This is a genomic window from Arthrobacter luteolus NBRC 107841, assembly GCF_001552075.1.
Classification (GTDB): Bacteria; Actinomycetota; Actinomycetes; order Actinomycetales; family Micrococcaceae; genus Arthrobacter_B; species Arthrobacter_B luteolus.
Window position 1 is genome coordinate 146,767 of record NZ_BCQM01000002.1, and the last position, 19,420, is coordinate 166,186.

Here is a 19,420-nt window from a genome sequence, read left to right on the forward strand (position 1 = left end):
CATGTCGGGCCACTCGAAATGGGCAACCACCAAGCACAAAAAGGCCGTCATTGATGCCAAGCGTGCCAAGTCCTTTGCCAAGCTGATCAAGAACATTGAAGTTGCGGCCCGCGCAGGCGGCGCCGACATGGCCGGCAACCCCGGCCTGGAACTGGCCGTCCAGAAGGCCAAAAAGACCTCTGTTCCCATTGACAACATCAACCGGGCAGTGAAGCGCGGCGCCGGCCTGCTCGGTGAAGCCGTCGACTACCAGACGATCATGTACGAGGGCTACGGACCGCAGGGCACCGCACTGCTGATCGAGTGCCTCACGGACAACAAGAACCGCGCCGCCTCCGAGGTCCGGCTCGCCGTGACCCGCAACGGCGGCAACATGGGCGACCCCGGTTCCGTGGCGTACATGTTCACCCGCAAGGGCGTTGTCACACTGCCGAAGAAGGACCTCACCGAGGATGACCTGCTGATGGCGGTGCTCGACGCCGGTGCTGACGAGGTCAAGGAGGCCGGGGACAACTTCGAGATCATCTCCGAAGCTGCGGACCTGCGGGCCGTCGTCGCCGCCCTTGAGGAAGCCGGAATCGAATACGACACCGATGAGGCAGAGTTCCTGCCCTCCATGCACGTGGAGCTCGACGCAGACAACGCGCGGAAGTTCATGAAGCTGGTCGACGCGGTGGAGGACCTGGACGACGTCCAGAACGTCTACTCCAACGCCGATATCTCCGCGGACGTCCTCGCGCAGCTCGAAGAAGACTGAGCACCCCGCCGTGCCGATCCGGGTCCTGGGGGTGGACCCGGGCCTCACCCGCTGCGGGCTGGGCGTGGTGGACGTGGAAGGTAACCGGCGGGCCACCCTCGTGGCCGTCGGGGTCGCCGGTACGGTAGCGGGCACCGCACTGGACGCCCGCCTGCTGGCGATTTCCGAGGCGATTGAACTGTGGCTGGACACCCATACTCCTGATGTTCTAGCGGTGGAACGGGTGTTCAGCCAGCTCAACGTCAGTACCGTGATGGGCACCGCCCAGGCCTCCGGCGTCGTGATAGCTGCCGCCGCGCGCCGCGGCATTCCGGTGGCCCTGCATACCCCCACCGAGGTGAAAGCCGCGGTGACAGGTTCCGGTTCGGCGAACAAGGAAGCCGTGGGACGCATGGTCACCAAGATCCTGCGTCTGGACGAGATGCCGCGGCCTGCCGACGCGGCAGATGCGCTGGCACTGGCCATCACCCATGCCTGGCGCCGTGGCGCGCTGGGGCCTGGCCAGGCTTCGACAGCCGGTTCAGCTTCCTCCGGAGGCGGCCCGGTGCAGGGCGGCCTGACCGGGGCGCAGCGGATGTGGGCCGAGGCTGAGGCCAAGGCAAAACGCGCCCGCCGCTGAAGTGCCGGGAAATCCGGAGCGGACCAGTAGGCTGTTCGTAGATATGTTCTATTCAGTTCACGGATTATTTTCAGTTCCCGGATTATTGCTCGGAGTTCCCACATGATCGCCTCCCTTCGCGGCGTTGTAGCGCACGTTGGCATCTCATCTGCCGTTATTGACGTCAACGGCATCGGCATGCTTATCCAGGCGACGCCGCAGACCCTCGCGTCGCTGCGGACCGGTACCGAAGCGCAGGTTCATACCGCGCTGATCGTGCGGGAGGACTCCATGACCCTGTTTGGCTTCGCGGACCCGGGGGAGCGGGAAGTATTCGAGATTCTGCTCAGCGTCAGCGGCGTCGGCCCGCGCCTGGCCCTCGCGGTCCTGGCTGTGCACAGCCCCGAGGCTGTGCGCGTCGCAGCGTCCAGCGGAGATGACAAGGCATTCAGCAAGGTTTCCGGCATCGGACCGAAGGGCGCGCGCCGCATCGTGCTGGAACTCGCCGACAAACTCGTGCCGCTGGGGACCGCTGAAGCACCGGCCGGAGCCCCGGCCTGGAATGACCAGGTGCTGGCAGCCATGACCGGTCTCGGGTGGTCCGAAAAGGACGCTGCCGCCGCCATCGAGGCCACCGCTGCCGAGCATCCGGACACGGCGAAGGGCGGCAACGTCGCCGAAATCCTGCGCCTGACGCTGCGCCGCCTCGGCCAGGACGGCGCCCGCTCCCGCGCACCGCAGAAGCAGGCCGGCTAGCGTGGCCGCCGCCGAACCGCTCACCACGGCCGCTCCGGATCCGGACGATAAGGCCATTGAAGCCGCCCTGCGCCCGAAGAACCTCGATGACTTCGTGGGTCAGAAGCGGGTCCGCGAACAGCTCTCCCTGGTCCTGGAAGCCTCGCGGCTCCGGGGCCGCAGTGCGGACCATGTGCTGCTCTCCGGTCCTCCCGGCCTCGGTAAAACCACTTTGTCCATGATCATCGCCGCGGAAATGAACGCTCCGCTGCGCATCAGTTCCGGCCCTGCCATCCAGCATGCCGGAGACCTGGCAGCCATTCTCTCCTCCCTCACGGAAGGCGAGGTGCTGTTCCTGGACGAAATCCACCGGATGTCCCGTCCGGCGGAGGAAATGCTGTACATGGCCATGGAGGATTTCCGGGTGGACATCGTCGTGGGCAAGGGTGCCGGGGCAACGGCCATTCCGCTGGACCTTCCACCCTTCACCCTGGTGGGCGCCACCACCCGCGCCGGGCTGCTGCCCGGACCCCTGCGTGACCGGTTCGGCTTCACCGGGCACCTGGAGTTCTACTCCACCGCGGAACTGGAGCTGGTCCTGCGGCGCTCGGCCATGCTGATGGACATGAAGGTCAACTCGGCCGGCTTTTCCGAAGTCGCCGGACGGTCCCGCGGAACACCGCGGATCGCCAACAGGCTCCTGCGCCGGGTCCGCGACTGGGCGCTGGTCCACGGAGTCGACCAGATTGACGCCCGGACGGCCGGAGCGGCACTTGATATGTATGAGGTGGACGAACGCGGGCTGGACCGGCTGGACCGGGCCGTGCTCCACGCCCTGGTGACCAAATTCAACGGCGGGCCGGTCGGGCTGTCGACGCTCGCGATCGCCGTCGGCGAGGAGCCGGAGACGGTGGAAACAGTCGCGGAACCGTACCTCGTCCGGGAAGGCCTGCTGGGCCGCACACCCCGCGGACGCATCGCGACCCGGGCCGCCTGGGAGCACCTCGGACTCGAGATGCCGGAGTCAGCCGCGCAGGCCGTCCCCGATGCCATGTTCTCCGGACCCGGAGCCCGGGCTGCGGACAGCGGCACCGGCGCCTGAGCCGGGAAGTCAGCCGGACCGGCTGCGCGGAGCACTGGCAGGGCGAGCAGCGAAGTGACGCCGGACACCGTGGGTGACTTACACTGCACAATGAAACTTAAAGGGATGCAGATCCGTTTTCCCCTTAGACTGATCTGACGCTTACGCATGCCGGCGCGTCAGACCCGGTGCCCTGAGTGAACTGATAACGCATCCCGATAAATTTCGCATCCCGATAAACAGCAACAGAAACGGAACCCTTCGTGTTCTTGAATGTCTTGGCCCAGACGACCACTGATACCGGCAACGGAGGTGGATTCGCTCTCTCGAACCTCCTCCTTCCGATCCTGCTGGCACTCTTCATCTTCATGATGTTCCGCAAGCAGAAGAAGACCCAGAAGACCGTCCAGGAGCAGCGCACCCAGATGGTCCCCGGAACCGAGGTCATGACCCAGTTCGGACTGTTCGGCACGATCGTGTCCGTTGACCAGGAAGAGAACAAGGCTGTCCTCGAACTCTCACCGGGCAACACCGCCACCATCCACCTGCAGGCGCTGACCAAGGTTGTCACCACCACGCCGGCCGAAGAAGAGACGCCGGATCCCGTGGTTCCGGACGACGCTTCCTCCCTCACCAGCGAGGCGCCGCGCACGGAAAACACCGATGCTGCCGATTCGGCGCTCCGGGACGAGACGCCCGAGGAAACACTCCGGCGCCTGGACCGTGAGAACAAGAAAGACAACTAGACTCTCCGAGGGCCTGCGGGGTGGACTGAGTCCGCAGGCCCGCCGGATCACTCTGTCTCCGGCGATTACGCCCTAAAGGAAAACCTCTATGCCTCGAACCGGCTCCGGCCCCGCCGCGAAAAAGACGCTCATTTGGCTGGGCGTTATGTTCGCTGCCCTGGCCCTCCTGCTTGGCGGCGGCTCCATGTTGAGCAACGCCAGCTGGGCCCCCAAACTGGCCCTCGACCTCGAGGGCGGCACCCAGATGATCCTGTCCCCGAAGGTACAGGGCGGCAACTCTGAAATCAGTCAGGAACAGCTCGACCAGGCGGTGGAGATCATCCGCCAGCGTGTTGACGGCAGCGGTGTTTCCGAAGCGGAGATCACCACGCAGTCCGGCCGCAATGTTGTGGTCTCCCTGCCGGGTACGCCGTCCGCCGAAACCCGTGCGCTGATCCAGGCCTCTGCTGCCATGGAGTTCCGGGCCGTCATCCTGGGCGGTGCAGGGCAGGCTCCGGCCGCCGAGACGCCGACGCCGGACGACCAGCTGCCGCAGCCGACAGCCGAGCCGGAGAACGGATCCGACTTCAATTGGGTCACCCCGGAGCTGTACAAGGAATTCGAAACCACCAACTGCCTGGACCCGGCGACGCTGGAAGCCTCGATTGAACCGGCTCCGGCGGATCAGCCGATGGTTGCCTGCGAACCGGAGACAGCCGGCAAGTACATCCTCGGCCCCGTCGAGGTGCCGGGCGCACTGCTTGAGGACGCCAGCTTCGGACTGTCCCAGACCGGTCAGGGCCAGTCCCTGAACCAGTGGGCCGTGAACCTTGACTTCAACGGTGAAGGCACCGAGAAGTTCCGCGAAGTTTCCGAACGCCTTGTCGGTTTCGGTGCGGGAACCCCGCAGAACCAGTTCGCCATCGTCCTGGACGGGCAGATTATCTCCGCGCCGTCCATGAACGTGCCGATCACCGACGGCAACGCCCAGATCACCGGCAGCTACACGCAGGAGAGCGCCAAGGCGCTTTCCGAACAGCTGAAGTACGGTGCCCTGCCGATCAGCTTCGATATCCAGAGCGAGCAGCAGGTCTCCGCCACCCTGGGTGCAGACCAGTTGCGCATGGGCCTGATCGCCGGCGTTATCGGCCTGATCCTGGTGGCTGTCTACTCCCTGTTCCAGTACCGCGCCCTCGGGTTCGTCACGATCGCCTCCCTGGTCGTCGCCGGTGTGCTGACCTACCTGGCCATCGCGATCCTCGGCTGGTCGCACAACTACCGGCTCTCCCTTGCCGGTGTGGCAGGCCTGATTGTCGCGATCGGCCTCACCGCAGATTCGTTCATCGTCTACTTCGAACGAATCCGTGATGAACTGCGCGACGGCAGGGGACTGGTCTCCGCCGTCGACACCGGCTGGAAGCGGGCCAAGCGCACCGTCCTGGCGTCCAAGGCAGTGAACCTGCTTGCCGCCGTCGTGCTGTATTTCGTTGCGGTCGGCAACGTCCGTGGTTTTGCCTTCACGCTCGGCCTCACGGCCATCGCCGACCTGATCGTGGTCTTTATGTTTACGCACCCCGTCATGGTGCTGCTGGCCAAGACCAAGTTCTTCGGCCAGGGCCACAAGTGGTCCGGCCTGGATGCGACCCGCCTTGGCGCTGTGCCGGTGTACCGCGGAGCTGGACGCCTGCGGGAACCTGCCATGGCAGGTGCCGCAGCCGCAGGGCAGGGCACGGACGCGCAGGACGCATCGGCGCCCGGGTCCTCGAAGCCCGTCTCCCCGAAGAACAAGGGAGCTGCCAAGGAAGCTGAGCGCCGTATGACGATCGCTGAGCGGCGGCAGGCTGAGGCCGAAGCGCTGAAAGAAAAGCAGGGCGGTAAGAAGCCCGGTTCCGTCGGGGAATCCGACGGGAAACAAGGTTCGATGGCAAGCACCGGCCGCGACGCGGAGAAGGAGGGCAACTGATGAGTAAGCTCCCCAGATTCGCCACATTCGGCAATGAGCTCTACACCGGGAAACGGTCCTACAACTTCGTTGGCCGGTACAGGCTGTGGTTCCTGATCGCAGCCGCCGCGATTCTCCTGTCCATCCTGATCCCCGTGGCCAAGGGTGGATTCAACCTCGGAATCGACTTCCGCGGAGGGTCCGAGTTCACCGTCTCCGGCGTGGAAAACACGCAGGTTTCAGTGGGTGAACAGGCCGTAGCTGAAGTTGTCTCCGGTTCCGATCCGCGGGTTACCAACATTTCCCCCGGCACCATGCGGATCCAGACTGAAGAGCTCAGCGACGACGAGACCCTTGAGGTTAAGGCCGCGCTGGCGCAGGACTACGGCGTCTCCGAGGAGCAGGTCACCTCGACGTTCATCGGCCCCACCTGGGGGAGCGATGTCAGCCGTCAGGCGCTGATCGGCCTGCTGGTCTTTGTTGGCCTGGCCGCCGTCCTGATGGCCCTGTACTTCCGGACCTGGAAAATGTCGGTCGCGGCTATCACCGGTCTGCTCGCCGTGATGGTGACAACCGCGGGACTGTACGCACTCAGCGGATTCGAAGTGACGCCGTCGGCGATCATCGGCTTCCTGACCGTGCTCAGCTACTCGCTGTATGACACGGTGGTGGTTTTTGACAAGATCCGTGAGAACACAGCCAACCTGGACAAACAGACCAAGCGCACGTTCGCCGAACAGGTGAACCTGGCCGTCAACCAGACTCTGGTGCGTTCCATCAACACCTCCGTGGTCGCCGTCCTGCCGGTCGCGTCCGTGCTTTTCATCGGCGCCTACCTGCTGGGAGCCGGCACGCTGAAGGACCTCTCCCTGGCGCTGTTCATCGGCATCATCCTGGGTACCCTCGGCACCTTGTTCGTGGCGGCACCGCTGTACGCCTGGCTGCGCCGGAAGGAACCGGACATCGTCAAGCAGGCCAAGCGCGTGCTTGACCGCCGCGAACAGCAGGCGCGTGCAGCCTCGGCACCTGAGGCCGCGTCCGCGGCCACGTAGTTCGCCAGAAGCACTAAACACCGCCGGTTCCGTTCCTTTCCCCCGGGGAAGAACGGAACCGGTGGTGTAAGTGCAGCAGCCGGGGGGCATAGACTGGGCAGATATCTGGAAAGAAAGGGCAGCAGTTGGCCGATAGCGCTACGCCTGCCGACAGCGCAGGGAAAGACCGGGGACCAGCAGCAGCCCCCGGTACCGTGAACTCCCAGGAAACAAGCCCCGGGAACAACGGGTCCGCCGGAGTCCAGGTCAAACGGGAACCGGAGGAACCGGCATCGAAGCCTGCCCCGAAGGCAGCCGCCAAGCCGGTGCCGGCACGCCGCCAGGGCACCCGGGCCCGATTGGCCCGCCTGGCCGGACGCGGAGGCACGGCGTACTCGCCGATGCTGGAACCGCTGCTGCGCACTGTCCGCGCCAACAACCCGCGCGAAGACCTCGACCTGATCCAGCGCGCCTATCTGGTAGCCGAACGCAGCCATGAAGGCCAGAAGCGCAAGAGCGGCGACCCTTACATCACGCATCCGGTCGCCGTGGCGACCATCCTCGCCGAACTGGGCATGACCGGAACCACCCTGGCTGCCGCGCTGCTCCACGACACGGTGGAGGACACCTCCTACACGCTGGACGAGCTCCGCAGCGAGTTCGGACCGGAAGTCGCCATGCTGGTGGACGGCGTGACCAAGCTGGACAAGGTGACCTTCGGGGACGCAGCCCAGTCAGAGACCGTCCGCAAAATGGTCGTGGCCATGGCCAAGGACATCCGCGTCCTCGTGATCAAACTTGCCGACCGGCTGCATAACGCGCGGACCTGGCGTTTCGTTTCCCCGGAGTCCTCCGCCCGCAAGGCGCGGGAAACGCTGGAAATCTTCGCCCCGCTGGCCCACCGGCTCGGCATGAACACGATCAAGTGGGAACTTGAGGACCTGTCCTTCGCCGCGCTGCACCCCAAGGTGTACGACGAAATTGTCCGGATGGTCGGCGACCGCACCCCGGAGCGGGAAAAGTACCTCACCACCGTCCGCAGCCAGATCGCTGAAGACCTGCACAACGTGAAGATCAAGGCCACGATCACCGGCCGCCCCAAGCACTATTACTCGATCTACCAGAAGATGATCGTGCGGGGTAAGGACTTCGACGACATCCATGACCTCATGGGCGTCCGCGTCCTGGTGGACTCCGTGCGCGACTGTTACGCCACCCTCGGCGCGCTGCATGCCCGCTGGAACCCCCTGCCCGGGCGGTTCAAGGACTACATCGCGATGCCGAAGTTCAATATGTACCAGTCGCTGCACACCACAGTGATCGGTCCCGGCGGCAAACCGGTGGAAATCCAGATCCGCACCCATGACATGCACCGCCGTGCCGAATACGGTGTGGCTGCGCACTGGAAGTACAAAGACGGCGCCAAGAACGGCGGAACGGTTCCGGACAACAGCGACATGGGCTGGCTCCGGTCCCTGGTCGACTGGCAGCAGGAAACCTCGGATCCGGATGAGTTCCTGGACTCGCTGCGCTTTGAAATCAACGCCCGCGAAGTCTTTGTTTTCACCCCCAAGGGTGAGGTCATGGCCCTGCCGGCCGGTTCAACTCCCGTTGACTTCGCCTACGCCGTGCACACGGAAGTGGGCCACCGGACCATTGGTGCCAGGGTCAACGGAAAGCTGGTCCCGCTCAACAGCGAGCTCCAGCACGGTGACTGGGTGGAAATCTTCACCTCCAAGGCCGAAGGCGCCGGCCCCAGCCAGGACTGGCAGGGCTTCGTCAAGAGCCCCCGGGCCCGGAACAAGATCCGCCAGTGGTTCACCAAGGAACGCCGCGAAGAGGCGATCGAAAAGGGCAAGGACCTGCTCACCCGCGGCATGCGGAAGCAGAACCTTCCGCTGCAGCGCCTGATGAGCCACGACGCCCTCGTGGCAGTGGCGCAGGAACTGCACCACCAGGACATCTCCGCCCTGTATGCGGCGGTGGGCGACGGCCACACCTCGGCGCAGAACGTCATTGAACACCTGGTCAACCTCATGGGCGGCCACCAAGGCGCCGAAGAGGATCTGGCCGAGACTCCGGTAACCACGGCAGCGCGGCGGCCCAAGTTCTCCGACTCCGGCGTCACCGTCCGCGGTGTCGGCGATGTCTGGGTCAAGCTGGCCCGCTGCTGCACTCCGGTTCCCCCGGATCCCATCATTGGCTTCGTGACGCGCGGTTCGGGCGTCTCGGTGCACCGCACCGACTGCCGGAACGTGCAGGAACTGCGCGACCAGCCGGACCGGATCGTACCGGTGGACTGGGCTCCCACACAGTCCTCGGTGTTCCTGGTGGAAATCCAGGTTGAGGCACTGGACCGCAAGAGCCTGCTGTCCGACGTCACGCGGGTCCTCTCGGAGAACCACGTCAATATCCTCTCGGCAAGCGTCAACACCTCCAGTGACCGGGTGGCCATGTCCAAGTTCGTCTTCGAGATGGGCGATCCGAAGTACCTCAGCCACATCCTGAGCGCGGTCCGCCGGATCGACGGCGTTTACGACGTCTACCGCACCACCGGCAACCAGCGCCGCATCTAAGCTGGCACGCCCTCGGATGGAGCCGTGACGGTGCCGGAACCGGAATGATCCGGTTCCGGCCCCGTTTCTTCCGTCCCGGAAACTTCTTCTGCCCCTGAAACCCCCGCCTCCCCGGCGGATGCCTCGGCCAGTTCCACCGCCTCCAGCGCCTGCCTGGTGCCCGGCACCCGGTGCCCGCTGCGCAGCAGCGTCCGAACATAGTGCAGCGGAGCGTTTAATCCGGGCTCGCGGGACATCTGCACCAGCACCTCCGCGGCTTCCGCCAGCGGGGTGTGGAGTGCGACGTCGAGGGCGGTCCGCAGCGGCTGCGTCACCGGCACCCCTCCCAGTTCCAGCCGGTCCGCGGGGCCCAGCGTCACTTCGTGCAGCACCGCTCCGCTGAACGGCGGCAGCGAGGTGCTGCGCCGCCGGGTATCGACCAGCAGTGTCAGGCGCCGTGGAGGGGGAGCGCAGCCGTAGATCCAGGCGGCGCTCAGCCGCCCGAAAACGTAGCGCCCCTGCAGGGATGCCGGAAGATGGTGATGGGCCGCCAGGGCGCGGGCCAGGGGTCCGGGGCGGACATCCCAGCGCAGATACGTGGAACCGTAAACCCGGGTCACCAGAAGGTCCCGGCACATCCCCTGCAGTTCTTCCTCAGTGAAGGGGCCGCCCGGATGGAAAATGGCGCCCCCGGTGGAGGTGACTGCCGGAATTGCACCCGGCATCGGGCTGGACAATGACATTCGCCAAGACTGACCTGCCGGCAGGAAATGCGAAAGGGCCCGGACGCCGCCTGTGGAAAAGCGGAATCCGGGCCCTCACGGGGTTCGCCCCTTCGCCGGCGGAATAGCCAGCTGGGCGGGCTGGTGGCTTAGGAGAAGTCCTGAGCCGAGCGGCGGAGAGTTTCCAGCCACTGCTGGCGGGCTTCCAGTGCCTCGCGGGCATCGGCGATCTTCTTCGCGTTGCCGTCCTTCTCGGCGGCAGCCAGTTCCTCCTCGAGGGAGGTAATGGCTGCTTCGAGCTGGCTGAGGGCGCTGTTGGTGCGGGCCTTGGTTTCCGGATTGCTCCGCTGCCAGTGCTCGTCCTCGGCAGCCTTGACGGCTTCCTCAACCTTCCGGATACCGGCTTCCATCCGGCCCATATCGGCGCGCGGAACCTTGCCGGCTTCCTCCCAGCGGTCGCGGATGGACTGCAGTGCCTTGCGGGCAGCATTCAGGTCCGTGACAGGGAGGATGGCCTGGGCTTCCTTCAGCAGCGCTTCCTTGACCACGAGGTTGGAGGCGAATTCCTCGTCAATAACTTCGTTGGCGGCCTGGCGGGCAGCGAAGAACTTGTCCTGGGCCGCACGGAAGCGGGCCCAGAGGGCGTCGTCATCCTTGCGGCTGGCCCGCTTGGAGGCCTTCCACTCGTCCATGAGGCTGCGGTACTCGGAGGCGGTGTTGCCCCAGTCGGTGGACGTGGACAGCGCCTCGGCCCGGGCAATGAGGTCTTCCTTGGCGCGTTTGGCCTCGGCGTTCTCATTGTCCAGCTGCGAGAAGTAGGCGCGGCGGTGCCGGTCGAAGACGGTCCGGGCGGAGCGGAAGCGCTTCCACAGGGCATCTTCGTTGCTGCGGCCCAGACGCGGCCCGTTCTTCTGCGCGGCCTTCCACGCTTCGAACAGTTCGTTCATCCGGTTGCTGCTGGTTTTCCACTGAATCGAGGCCGGGTCCTTGGCGGAAATTTCCTCCGCCTCGGCGACGATCGCTTCGCGTGCGGCGAGCTCGCGGGCACGGACGGCCTCGGCCTCGGCGCGCTCAGCTGCCTCGGCTTCCTTGATGCCTGCGCCCAGTGCCTCGATGCGGGCATCGAGAGCCAGCACATCGCCTACCATTTTGCGTTCGGCGACCTGCTCGGCCAGATGTTTGAGGGTCTTGTGCATGTCACCGGCCGGAGCCTTGGCAGCAAGGCGCGCCTCCAGCAGCATGACCTGGCTGACGGCGTCGTCGTACTTACGCACAAAGTAGGCCAGGGCTTCATCCCGCGTTGCATCCGGATACTGGCCCACGGGGAACTCTTCGCTGCCGACGAGCAGGAAGACGTGGCCGTCTTCCTCGACGCGGGCAAAGCGGGCGGCTTCTTCCAGCGGCGTGGTGTGGGCTGCCGGAGCGGCTACTGCCGGTGCTGGCGCAGCGGCTCCGGGACGGGGTGCCGCCGGGGCGGGAGCCGGACGCCGCGCCGCGAAGGCGGCTGGGCTGGGCGCGGGGGTGCGCTGATTGTCCGGAGCAGTCCCGGTGGCTGTTTCGTCGGATTTCTGACTGTCTGTCACCGCTAAAAGTCTTTCACTCGATGGATGGCCGCCTGCGAAGCCGCTGTGCCATGTAATTGCCGTGCCATTTACTTCAGGGTAAACGAATCTATCGTCACCGGTGCTAGGGGTTCTCCGTCCTGGACGCCGCCTGCCGTCCCGGCTGCAGCGATGGATTCCAGAACATCAAGCCCTGACGTTACCTTACCCATTATCGTGTACCCGCCGGTCTCCTGCGTTATGACTGAGTCCTTGTAGACGATGAAGAACTGCGTACCGTGCGAATCCGTGGTCCCGGCGCGGGCCACGGCAACAGAGCCGGCCGGATAGACCCCGTCAGCGGGCGTGTTTTCCACCGGGCCCCACTGGTAGCCGGGGTCCGAAGCTCCGGTGCCGTCCGCCGACCCGCACTGGAGCACTCCCATGGTCTCCGCAGTGGTCAGCCGGTGGCAGTTCTTACCGTCGAAGAAACCCGAGTCCGCCAGGGACTTAAAGACGGAAACGGCCTGCGGCGCGGCGCTGCCGTCCAGTTCAATTCCCAGTTCAGAGCCGTTGAGCGAGAGTGCGCCGCTGAGGACCTGCCCGCCGGCCAGCGACGGATCCGGGACGGTTAGATCGCTGCCGGTTTCTTCCGCTGGGGCCTTCGCCTGGCTTTCCAGCAGCGCCAGGTCCGCGGCGGTGGGATTGGAGGAGAACCAGAAAACCTGGAGCGCGACGGCTAAAACCAGGACCAGGACCCCGGCGATCCCGGCGTAGACATTGTCCTTCAGCCGCCGCCGGCTCTGCTCGCGTGCCAGGGCCTGCCGGGCTTCCATCCGGGCCACACGACGGCGGGTTTCACGCTCGGTACGGCTGGTGACCTTCACCGCTGCCTCCTTTGAGGGGAACTGGGTCCGGGCGCCGCGGCGGCGCCGGGGGTGCTCTGCGGCACCCATGGGAGCGGAAGAGGCTAAAATGAGTGCCGCACACAGTTTATGCATGCAGCAGCTGTGTTTTCCCAGTATCCGGACCCGGGCGCTCCCATTCGCCCACCGCCGGATCCGATCCACCCTAAGGAGTTCTCCCGCATGGCACGCAAGGCCTCACTGTCCGGTTTCCCCGAATGGCTACCGCAGGAGCGCCTGGTTGAACTCCATGTCCTGGACGTGCTGCGCCGGACCTTTGAACTCCACGGCTTCTCCAACATCGAGACCCGCGCGGTGGAAACCGTCGGGCAGCTGCTGCGCAAGGGCGAAATCGACAAGGAAGTCTACGCGCTCAGCCGGCTGCAGGCCGAGGAAGGCGAAAGCAGCGGCAAGCAGGACCCGAACCAGCTCGCACTGCACTTCGACCTGACCGTTCCGTTCGCCCGGTACGTGGTGGAGAACGCGGGCCACCTGGCCTTCCCGTTCCGCCGCTACCAGATCCAGAAGGTGTGGCGCGGAGAGCGCCCGCAGGAGGGCCGCGCCCGCGAGTTCACCCAGGCGGACATCGATGTGGTGGGCGACGGCGACCTGCCGTTCCGGTACGACGTCGAGCTGGCGCTGGTCATCGCCGAAGCGCTCGGTGCCCTGCCCATCCCGGATTTCCGCATCCGGGTCAACAACCGCAAACTGGCCGAGGGCTTTTACCGGGGCATCGGGCTGGAAGACACCGCAGGGGTGCTGCGCAGCATCGACAAGCTTGAGAAGGTTGGCCCGGCACGTGTTGCCGAGCTGCTGCAGGAAGAACTGGGCGCCACCGCGGAGCAGGCGGACCTCGCACTGAAGCTCGCCTCCATCCGCACCGACGACGTGAGCTTTGCTGCCCAGGTCCGGGCGCTGGGGGTCACGAACGAGCTGCTGGAAACCGGCCTCGATGAGCTGGAGCAGGTGATCGCAGAGGCAGCCAAGCGCGCTCCGGGCAAGGTCGTGGCGGACCTGTCCATCGCCCGCGGCCTGGACTACTACACCGGCACCGTCTACGAAACGGTCCTGGTGGGACACGAGCAGCTGGGTTCCATCTGCTCCGGCGGCCGCTACGACGCACTGGCTGCCAAGGGCAGCCGGACGTTCCCCGGCGTCGGGCTCTCCATCGGAGTGACCCGCCTGGTGATGCGCATCCTCAGTCAGGAATTCGCCCAGGCTTCCCGTGCGGTTCCCACCGCAGTGCTGGTCACCCTGGCCGACGACGATTCCTGGTCCGCGGCGCAGGACGTCGCCGCGGCCCTGCGCGGACGCGGTATCTCCGTGGAGGTGGCAGCGAAGGCAGATAAGTTCGGCAAGCAGATCAAGTACGCTGACCGGCGCGGCATTCCCTTTGTCTGGTTCACCGCCGAAGACGGCAGCCACGAGGTAAAGGACATCCGTTCCGGGGACCAGGTGTCCGCGGACCCGGCTGTCTGGACCCCGCCGGCCGAGGACCTCCTTCCGCAGGTCACCGCCCGCAGCTGATTCCTTCCCAGGCTGATTCCTTCTTTAACTGATTCGTTGCACGGCTGAAACACGCCGCTTCCGGGTTGTGCCTGGCCGCTGGCCTATAGTGGCTGCATGAAAACCCCACTCCGGATCGGTTACGCGGCCATGCTGGAACAATTCCATCCGACGGAGGCCGTGGCTCTTTCCGCTTATGCGGAAGAGCGCGGCTTCTCCGGTGTGATGGCTGCGGACCATTTCCAGCCCTGGGTGCCGGCGCAGGGGCAGTCCGCTTTCGTCTGGAACGTCCTTTCCGCTTTGGGGGAGCGGACCAAAGGCGATATTGGCCCAGGGGTCACCGCCCCCACTTTCCGCTGGCACCCGGCGATGGTGGCGCAGGCTTCGGCCACCCTGGCTGCCATGTACCCAGGGCGGCACTGGCTGGGACTGGGGTCCGGTGAGGCACTGAATGAGCACGTCACGGCTCAGTACTGGCCCGAGGCGCCGGAGCGGATCAACCGGATGTTCGAGGCCATCGAGATCATCTCCAAGCTCTTCGCCGCGTCCTTGGCCGGCAAGGACGTGCGGCACAGCGGGACCTTCTACAAGATGGAATCCACCCGCCTGTGGACCATGCCGGAGGTTGCCCCGGAAATCCTCGTCGCCACCGCCGGTCCCGTGACGGCCAAACGCGCCGGAAAGCACGCGGACGGCCTCATCACCGTGGGCGCACCGCTGGAGAAGATCGAGGGCCTGTTTGCACGTTTCGACGCCGGTGCCCGTGAGGCCGGCAAGGATCCGGACACCATGCCCAAGGTCCTGCAGCTGCACATGAGCTGGGCGCCCACGTACGAGGAAGCGCTGGCCAACGCCATGACCGAATGGCCCAACGGCGGAATGAAGTTCCCCAAGGCGGACATCCGCTCACCGTTTGAGCTGGAGCAGATGGCCCGCCTGGTCCGCCCGGAGGACTTTGAGGGCCGGCTGCTGATTTCCGAGGACCCCGACGTGCACCGCGCCTACATCCAGAAATTCCTGGACCTGGGCTTCGACCGCGTTTATCTGCACAATGTGGGGCGGAACCAGCGCGACTGGATCGACACGTTCTCCGCCAGCGTGCTGCCGGAGCTGCACCGATGAATCCTGCCTGGACCGGAACCGTCCCCGCTGACCCGGAAACGAAAACCCCCAACGAGGAGCTGCCGGAGGCCCCTGCCTCCGCCCTGGACCCCGCGCTGGACCCTGTCCCCGCACTGGACACAGAACCGCCGACGGCAGAGCGCCTGGTGATCACTCCGGTACACGGCATCGGAGAGGTCCAGGCCGGGGAGAACCTGGTGGAGCTGATCGGACAGGCCTGCGGCCGCGAGCTTCGCAGCGGGGACATCATCGTGGTGACCTCCAAGATCGTGTCCAAGGCCGAAGGCCGCACGCTGCCTGCAGACCGCCGGGATGACGCCGTCGAACAGGAAACGGTCAGGCTGGTCGCTAGCCGCGAGCACGCGGCCGGAACCACCCGGATCGTAGAAAACCGGCTTGGAATCGTTGCCGCCGCCGCCGGAGTGGACGCCAGCAACACTGCCGAGGGCACGGTGCTGCTGCTGCCGCTGGATCCGGACGCGTCTGCCCGCCGGCTCTGCCGGGGCCTGAAGCGGGATTGGGGTGTCGACGTCGGCGTAGTGATCACCGATACCCTGGGCCGGCCCTGGCGGCAGGGCCAGACTGATGCCGCGATCGGCACGGCGGGCCTAAGTGTGCTGCTGGATCTGCGGGGACTTCCGGACAGCTCCGGACGGCCGATGTCCGCGACAGTCACCGCGGTGGCCGACGAGATCGCTGCCGCTGCCGATCTGGTGAAGGGCAAGACTTTTGGGCTGCCCGTGGCCCTGGTCCGCGGACTGGACGCGCTGGTGACGGTGGGCGGAATGGACCGTGATCCCGGCGCCAAGGCCCTGCTCCGCCCGGCCGAAGAGGACATGTTCCGGCAGGGCACCGCCGAAGCGTTTGAAGACGGACGGCGCAGCGGCACCCGGTCCGGCTACAACGCCGGGTACGACGACGGCCACGCAGCCGGATATGAAGACGGCTACGCGGCAGGTTATGCCGCGGCGGCGGCCGAGGCCCGCCGCCGTGCCCGTTCCAGCGGCGGCTGAGCGCGGCTGGCTTGACCCGGCGGCGGCTAAGCGCGGCTGGCTTGACCCGGCGGCGGCTAAGCGCAGGTCGAGTTACCGGCGGCTGAGTGCAACCAGGGGTCGCCCTGTGGCCGGGTGGATCAGCATTGTGGCGCTGACGCCGTAAACCCGGCGGATGAGTTCCGGTGTGAGGATCTCTTCCACCGGTCCAGCCGCGGACATCCGTCCGCCGTGCAGCACCAGCAGGTGCGAGCAGGAGGCGGCCGCATGGTTGATGTCATGCAGCGCAGCCGCAACGGCCAGCCCTTCCGCGGCCAGCCCCTGCAGCAGATCCAGGGTTTCCAGCTGGGCGGCGGCGTCCAGGTGGTTGGTGGGTTCGTCCAGCAGCAGCACTGACGGTTCCTGCGCCAGCGCCCTGGCCAGCTGCACCCGCTGCCGTTCGCCGCCGGAGAGCGTCGGGTACAGGCGTTCCGCCAGGTGCCGCGCACCGGCTGCTGCCAGGGCCCGTTCCACGGCAGCATGATCGCCCGGCCTGTCCGCGGCAAACAGGCTGCGGTGCGGGGTGCGGCCCAGGGCCACCACGCCGCGGACCGGCTGCGCGACGTCGTCAGGCAGCGACTGCTCCACCAAGGCGATGCTGCGGGCACGCACCCTGGTGCCGATCCGGTCCAGGGACCGGCTCCCCAGACGCACCGTTCCGGAATCCGCCGGCAGGACGCCCGCGAGCAGGTGCAGCAAGGTGGACTTCCCGGCGCCGTTGGGACCCAGGATGCCCGTAACCGTCCCCGGGCGGAGAGTGCAGCTGACGCCGTCGAGCAGCAGCTTCCCGCCGCGGGCCACAGTGACGTACTCCGCGGCCAGCGCCTGCGGCTGCGGAACGCTGCTGCCGTCACGGGCCGGGAGCCGGACGGTGGTCATGAGCTGCTCCGCCGACGCAGCAGCAAGACAATAAAGACCGGCGCGCCGATCAGCGCGGTCACGATCCCAACCGGGATTTCCCGCGGCTCGAAGACCGTCCGTGCAGCAGTGTCGGCCAGGACCAGGAAGAGCGCCCCGGCCAGTGCGGAGAGCGGCAGAAGGGCACGGTGCCCGGAGCCGGCAACCAGCCGGACGGCATGGGGAAGCACCAGGCCGACGAATCCGATGGATCCGCTGACGGAGACCATGGCACCGGTGAGCAGCGCGGTGGCTCCCAGCAGGGTCCACCGCACGGCGGGCACCGGGACCCCCAGGGCTGCGGCAGCGGTGTCCCCGAAGGCGAACGCATCCAGGATCCGGCCGCAGAAGAGCAGGGGAATTCCCACCACGGCCAGGACCGGGAAGGTGATGCCGACACTGCTCCAGCCCGCTCCGGCAAGCGATCCCATCAGCCAGCCCAGCACCTCACGGTAGGAATCTCCCTGGGCTGTCCAGAACACGATGAAGGACGCGGCCGCGGCGGCCAGCGAGGAGACTGCCAGCCCCGCCAGGATCGTCCGGGTGGGAGTGATGGTGCCCAGCGCCCCCGCGAGGCTGAGCGTGAGCACCATGGCCAGCATGGCTCCGGCGAAGGCCGCGGCGGGAAGCACGACGGCGAAGCCCAGGAGCAGCACGGAAACCGCCCCCAGTGATGCCCCGGAGCTGAGGCCCAGGAGGTAGGGGTCGGCGAGCGGGTTGCGGGTCAGCGCCTGGATCACTGCTCCGCAGAGGGCCAGCCCGGCGCCGACAGCCGCTGCCGTCAGCAGCCGGGGGAGCCGCAGCTCGCGGATGATCGCCTCCTGGATGGGACTAAGCGCACTGTTGCCCGGTGACACCAGGGCCAGCCAGGCCTCACGGGGGCCCAGACCGGCCGGGCCAACGGTGAGCGCCCAGAGCATCGCCGCTGCCAAGGCGGCGGCCAGGACGACGGCGGTTGGCCAGGCACGGGACCGGGCCTGGCCAACCGCCCGTACGGACCGGCCGGCACTGCCGGCATGTGCCGGGGTTCGCGGGACCCGCACGTCAGTCAAAGGCGGCCACCTGCTCGGTGAGCGACCGGACGGTTTCGACATTGCGCACCCCGGCTTCGGAGGCGGCGAAGGGCACAACCAGGTACTGCTGGTTCCGCACTGCCTGGAGCTGGGAAATCACCGGGTGGGATTCGAGTACGGCCTTCTTCTTTTCGACGCTGCCCCACGCCGAATCCACAAGGACAATCACGTCAGGATCCGCGGCAGCGACCGCCTCCCAGGAGAAGGGACTCCAGCCCTGTTTGATGCCGGCGGCGATGTTCTCCAGGCCGGCGGCCTCCAGCATCAGCTGCGGAGCCCCGCTGCCCGCACCGACATAGGGCGTGTCGGAACCGGAGCTGTACCAGAGGGCAGTGAGCCCCGCCGTCGACGGCACAACCGCATCCAGGTCGGTGCGCTGCGCGTCCACGAGTTCCTGCGCGGCCTCCGGAACACCGAACAGGTCGCCGGCTTCGGTGATCGAGGCGAAAACGTCGTCGAAAGTCAGGGGATCGGGCCGGTAGCCGTCCTGCTGGCACGCGGCAGGAGAGACATAACTGGCGACGCCGAGGTCGGCCAGCTGGGTGCGTTCCCCGGCCCCGTCCGCGGAAAAGTTCGATTCCCATCCGGCGAACACCAGGTCCGGGGCCAGCGCCAGGACCGCCTCGCGGGAAGGAACCTTGTCTGCCAGGACCGGCGGGGCCGTGGCCGGTTCCCAGGCAACGGGCACCGGCCCGTCGGAGAACGCGGTACCCACGATCCGGTCCCCGAGTCCGAGGGCAAGGAGCATCTCCGTGGACGTGGACTTAATCGTGACCACCCGCTCGGGCGCGGCGTCGAGGAGCACCGGGGTTCCGCAGTTATCCAGCTCGAGCGGGTAGGCCGGGGACTCCGGCGCCGTTTCAATGTGGGTTGTTTCGGTGGCTGGTGCCGGCGCCTCTGCCTCGGACGCCAGGGTTGAACAGCCGGAAAGCAGAGCTGCTCCGCAGAACATGGCAGCCCACTGCAGGGAGGACTTCGGCCGAGGGGCTTTTGTCTGTGCGGCCGTTGCGCGTGGAGCGTTTGTGGGTCTGCGGGCGGCTGTGCTGGGGTGGGCGGCGGTGTTGAGCCGGACAGTGGTGCTGGGGCGGGAGGCGGTGCGGGAGCGTGACATGGGACCTCGCTGGTGGGATTTGGACGGGGACCTGCCGGGGCCTTGCGCTGAACCGGCGCGCAGAACCCGGGAATAACCATGGCCATGG

17 protein-coding genes are annotated in these 19,420 nt (G+C 66.5%); 11 read left to right on the plus strand and 6 right to left on the minus strand.

Annotated features, from left to right (window positions below; genetic code table 11):
* Position 1 precedes the first annotated feature (1 nt).
* The 8 genes from AL3_RS04710 to AL3_RS04745 all read left to right on the plus strand — a co-directional run bounded on the left by AL3_RS04710 (position 2) and on the right by AL3_RS04745 (position 9,445).
* A complete protein-coding gene (locus AL3_RS04710) occupies positions 2 to 757 on the plus strand; it encodes a YebC/PmpR family DNA-binding transcriptional regulator (protein ID WP_066297434.1) in 756 nt (251 codons plus the stop codon).
* A 10-nt stretch (positions 758 to 767) separates the two neighbouring features.
* A complete protein-coding gene (gene ruvC, locus AL3_RS04715) occupies positions 768 to 1,376 on the plus strand; it encodes a crossover junction endodeoxyribonuclease RuvC (protein WP_066297436.1) in 609 nt (202 codons plus the stop codon).
* Between the two features lie 102 nt (positions 1,377 to 1,478).
* Entirely contained in the window at positions 1,479 to 2,111 is a 633-nt protein-coding gene (gene ruvA / locus AL3_RS04720) for a Holliday junction branch migration protein RuvA (RefSeq protein ID WP_066297439.1), read from the plus strand.
* 1 nt (position 2,112) lies between these two features.
* Positions 2,113 to 3,192, plus strand: a complete 1,080-nt coding sequence (ruvB, locus tag AL3_RS04725; RefSeq protein WP_066297441.1) for a Holliday junction branch migration DNA helicase RuvB — start codon at positions 2,113 to 2,115, stop codon at positions 3,190 to 3,192.
* A 242-nt stretch (positions 3,193 to 3,434) separates the two neighbouring features.
* Complete coding sequence (gene yajC / locus AL3_RS04730) at positions 3,435 to 3,917, plus strand: preprotein translocase subunit YajC (protein ID WP_083521447.1); 483 nt, start codon at positions 3,435 to 3,437, stop codon at positions 3,915 to 3,917.
* Positions 3,918 to 4,005: 88 nt separating this feature from the next.
* Complete coding sequence (gene secD, locus AL3_RS04735) at positions 4,006 to 5,859, plus strand: protein translocase subunit SecD (RefSeq protein WP_083521448.1); 1,854 nt, start codon at positions 4,006 to 4,008, stop codon at positions 5,857 to 5,859.
* Entirely contained in the window at positions 5,859 to 6,890 is a 1,032-nt protein-coding gene (gene secF, locus AL3_RS04740; protein WP_066297444.1) for a protein translocase subunit SecF, read from the plus strand. Before secD ends, secF begins: the two co-directional genes overlap by 1 nt.
* Positions 6,891 to 7,084: 194 nt before the next feature.
* A complete protein-coding gene (locus AL3_RS04745; protein WP_083521449.1) occupies positions 7,085 to 9,445 on the plus strand; it encodes a RelA/SpoT family protein in 2,361 nt (786 codons plus the stop codon).
* On the opposite strand, the gene AL3_RS04750 is transcribed toward AL3_RS04745, so the two are convergent.
* The 3 genes from AL3_RS04750 to AL3_RS04760 form a co-directional block, all read right to left on the minus strand.
* Entirely contained in the window at positions 9,442 to 10,167 is a 726-nt protein-coding gene (locus AL3_RS04750) for a type IV toxin-antitoxin system AbiEi family antitoxin (protein WP_083521450.1), read from the minus strand. The genes AL3_RS04745 and AL3_RS04750 overlap by 4 nt on opposite strands.
* A 128-nt stretch (positions 10,168 to 10,295) precedes the next feature.
* Entirely contained in the window at positions 10,296 to 11,729 is a 1,434-nt protein-coding gene (locus tag AL3_RS04755; RefSeq protein WP_066297448.1) for a DUF349 domain-containing protein, read from the minus strand.
* 68 nt (positions 11,730 to 11,797) lie between these two features.
* Positions 11,798 to 12,574, minus strand: a complete 777-nt coding sequence (locus AL3_RS04760) for a peptidylprolyl isomerase (RefSeq protein ID WP_151723945.1) — start codon at positions 12,572 to 12,574, stop codon at positions 11,798 to 11,800.
* Between the two features lie 201 nt (positions 12,575 to 12,775).
* Here AL3_RS04760 and hisS point away from each other — a divergent pair, with 201 nt between their 5' ends.
* The 3 genes from hisS (at position 12,776) to AL3_RS04775 (ending at position 16,233) form a co-directional block, all read left to right on the plus strand.
* Positions 12,776 to 14,119: a histidine--tRNA ligase gene (gene hisS, locus AL3_RS04765; RefSeq protein ID WP_066297450.1), complete on the plus strand. Its 1,344-nt coding sequence runs from the start codon at positions 12,776 to 12,778 to the stop codon at positions 14,117 to 14,119.
* A 96-nt stretch (positions 14,120 to 14,215) separates the two neighbouring features.
* Positions 14,216 to 15,220: a TIGR03557 family F420-dependent LLM class oxidoreductase gene (locus tag AL3_RS04770; protein WP_066297453.1), complete on the plus strand. Its 1,005-nt coding sequence runs from the start codon at positions 14,216 to 14,218 to the stop codon at positions 15,218 to 15,220.
* Positions 15,217 to 16,233 carry a coenzyme F420-0:L-glutamate ligase gene (locus AL3_RS04775; protein ID WP_083521451.1) on the plus strand — a complete coding sequence of 339 codons (1,017 nt, stop codon included), beginning with the start codon at positions 15,217 to 15,219 and terminating at the stop codon, positions 16,231 to 16,233. Before AL3_RS04770 ends, AL3_RS04775 begins: the two co-directional genes overlap by 4 nt.
* Before the next feature lie 72 nt (positions 16,234 to 16,305).
* Here the strand turns inward: AL3_RS04775 and AL3_RS04780 are convergent, their stop codons facing one another.
* Genes AL3_RS04780 through AL3_RS04790 form a run of 3 tightly spaced genes read right to left on the minus strand, consistent with a single transcriptional unit; the run spans position 16,306 to position 19,332 of the window.
* Entirely contained in the window at positions 16,306 to 17,130 is an 825-nt protein-coding gene (locus AL3_RS04780; RefSeq protein ID WP_083521452.1) for an ABC transporter ATP-binding protein, read from the minus strand.
* A complete protein-coding gene (locus tag AL3_RS04785) occupies positions 17,127 to 18,200 on the minus strand; it encodes a putative F420-0 ABC transporter permease subunit (protein ID WP_370665020.1) in 1,074 nt (357 codons plus the stop codon). Before AL3_RS04785 ends, AL3_RS04780 begins: the two co-directional genes overlap by 4 nt.
* Positions 18,193 to 19,332 (minus strand): putative F420-0 ABC transporter substrate-binding protein, encoded by a 1,140-nt coding sequence (locus AL3_RS04790; RefSeq protein ID WP_246168578.1) that lies wholly within the window; start codon positions 19,330 to 19,332, stop codon positions 18,193 to 18,195. Before AL3_RS04790 ends, AL3_RS04785 begins: the two co-directional genes overlap by 8 nt.
* Between the last annotated feature and the right edge of the window lie 88 nt (positions 19,333 to 19,420).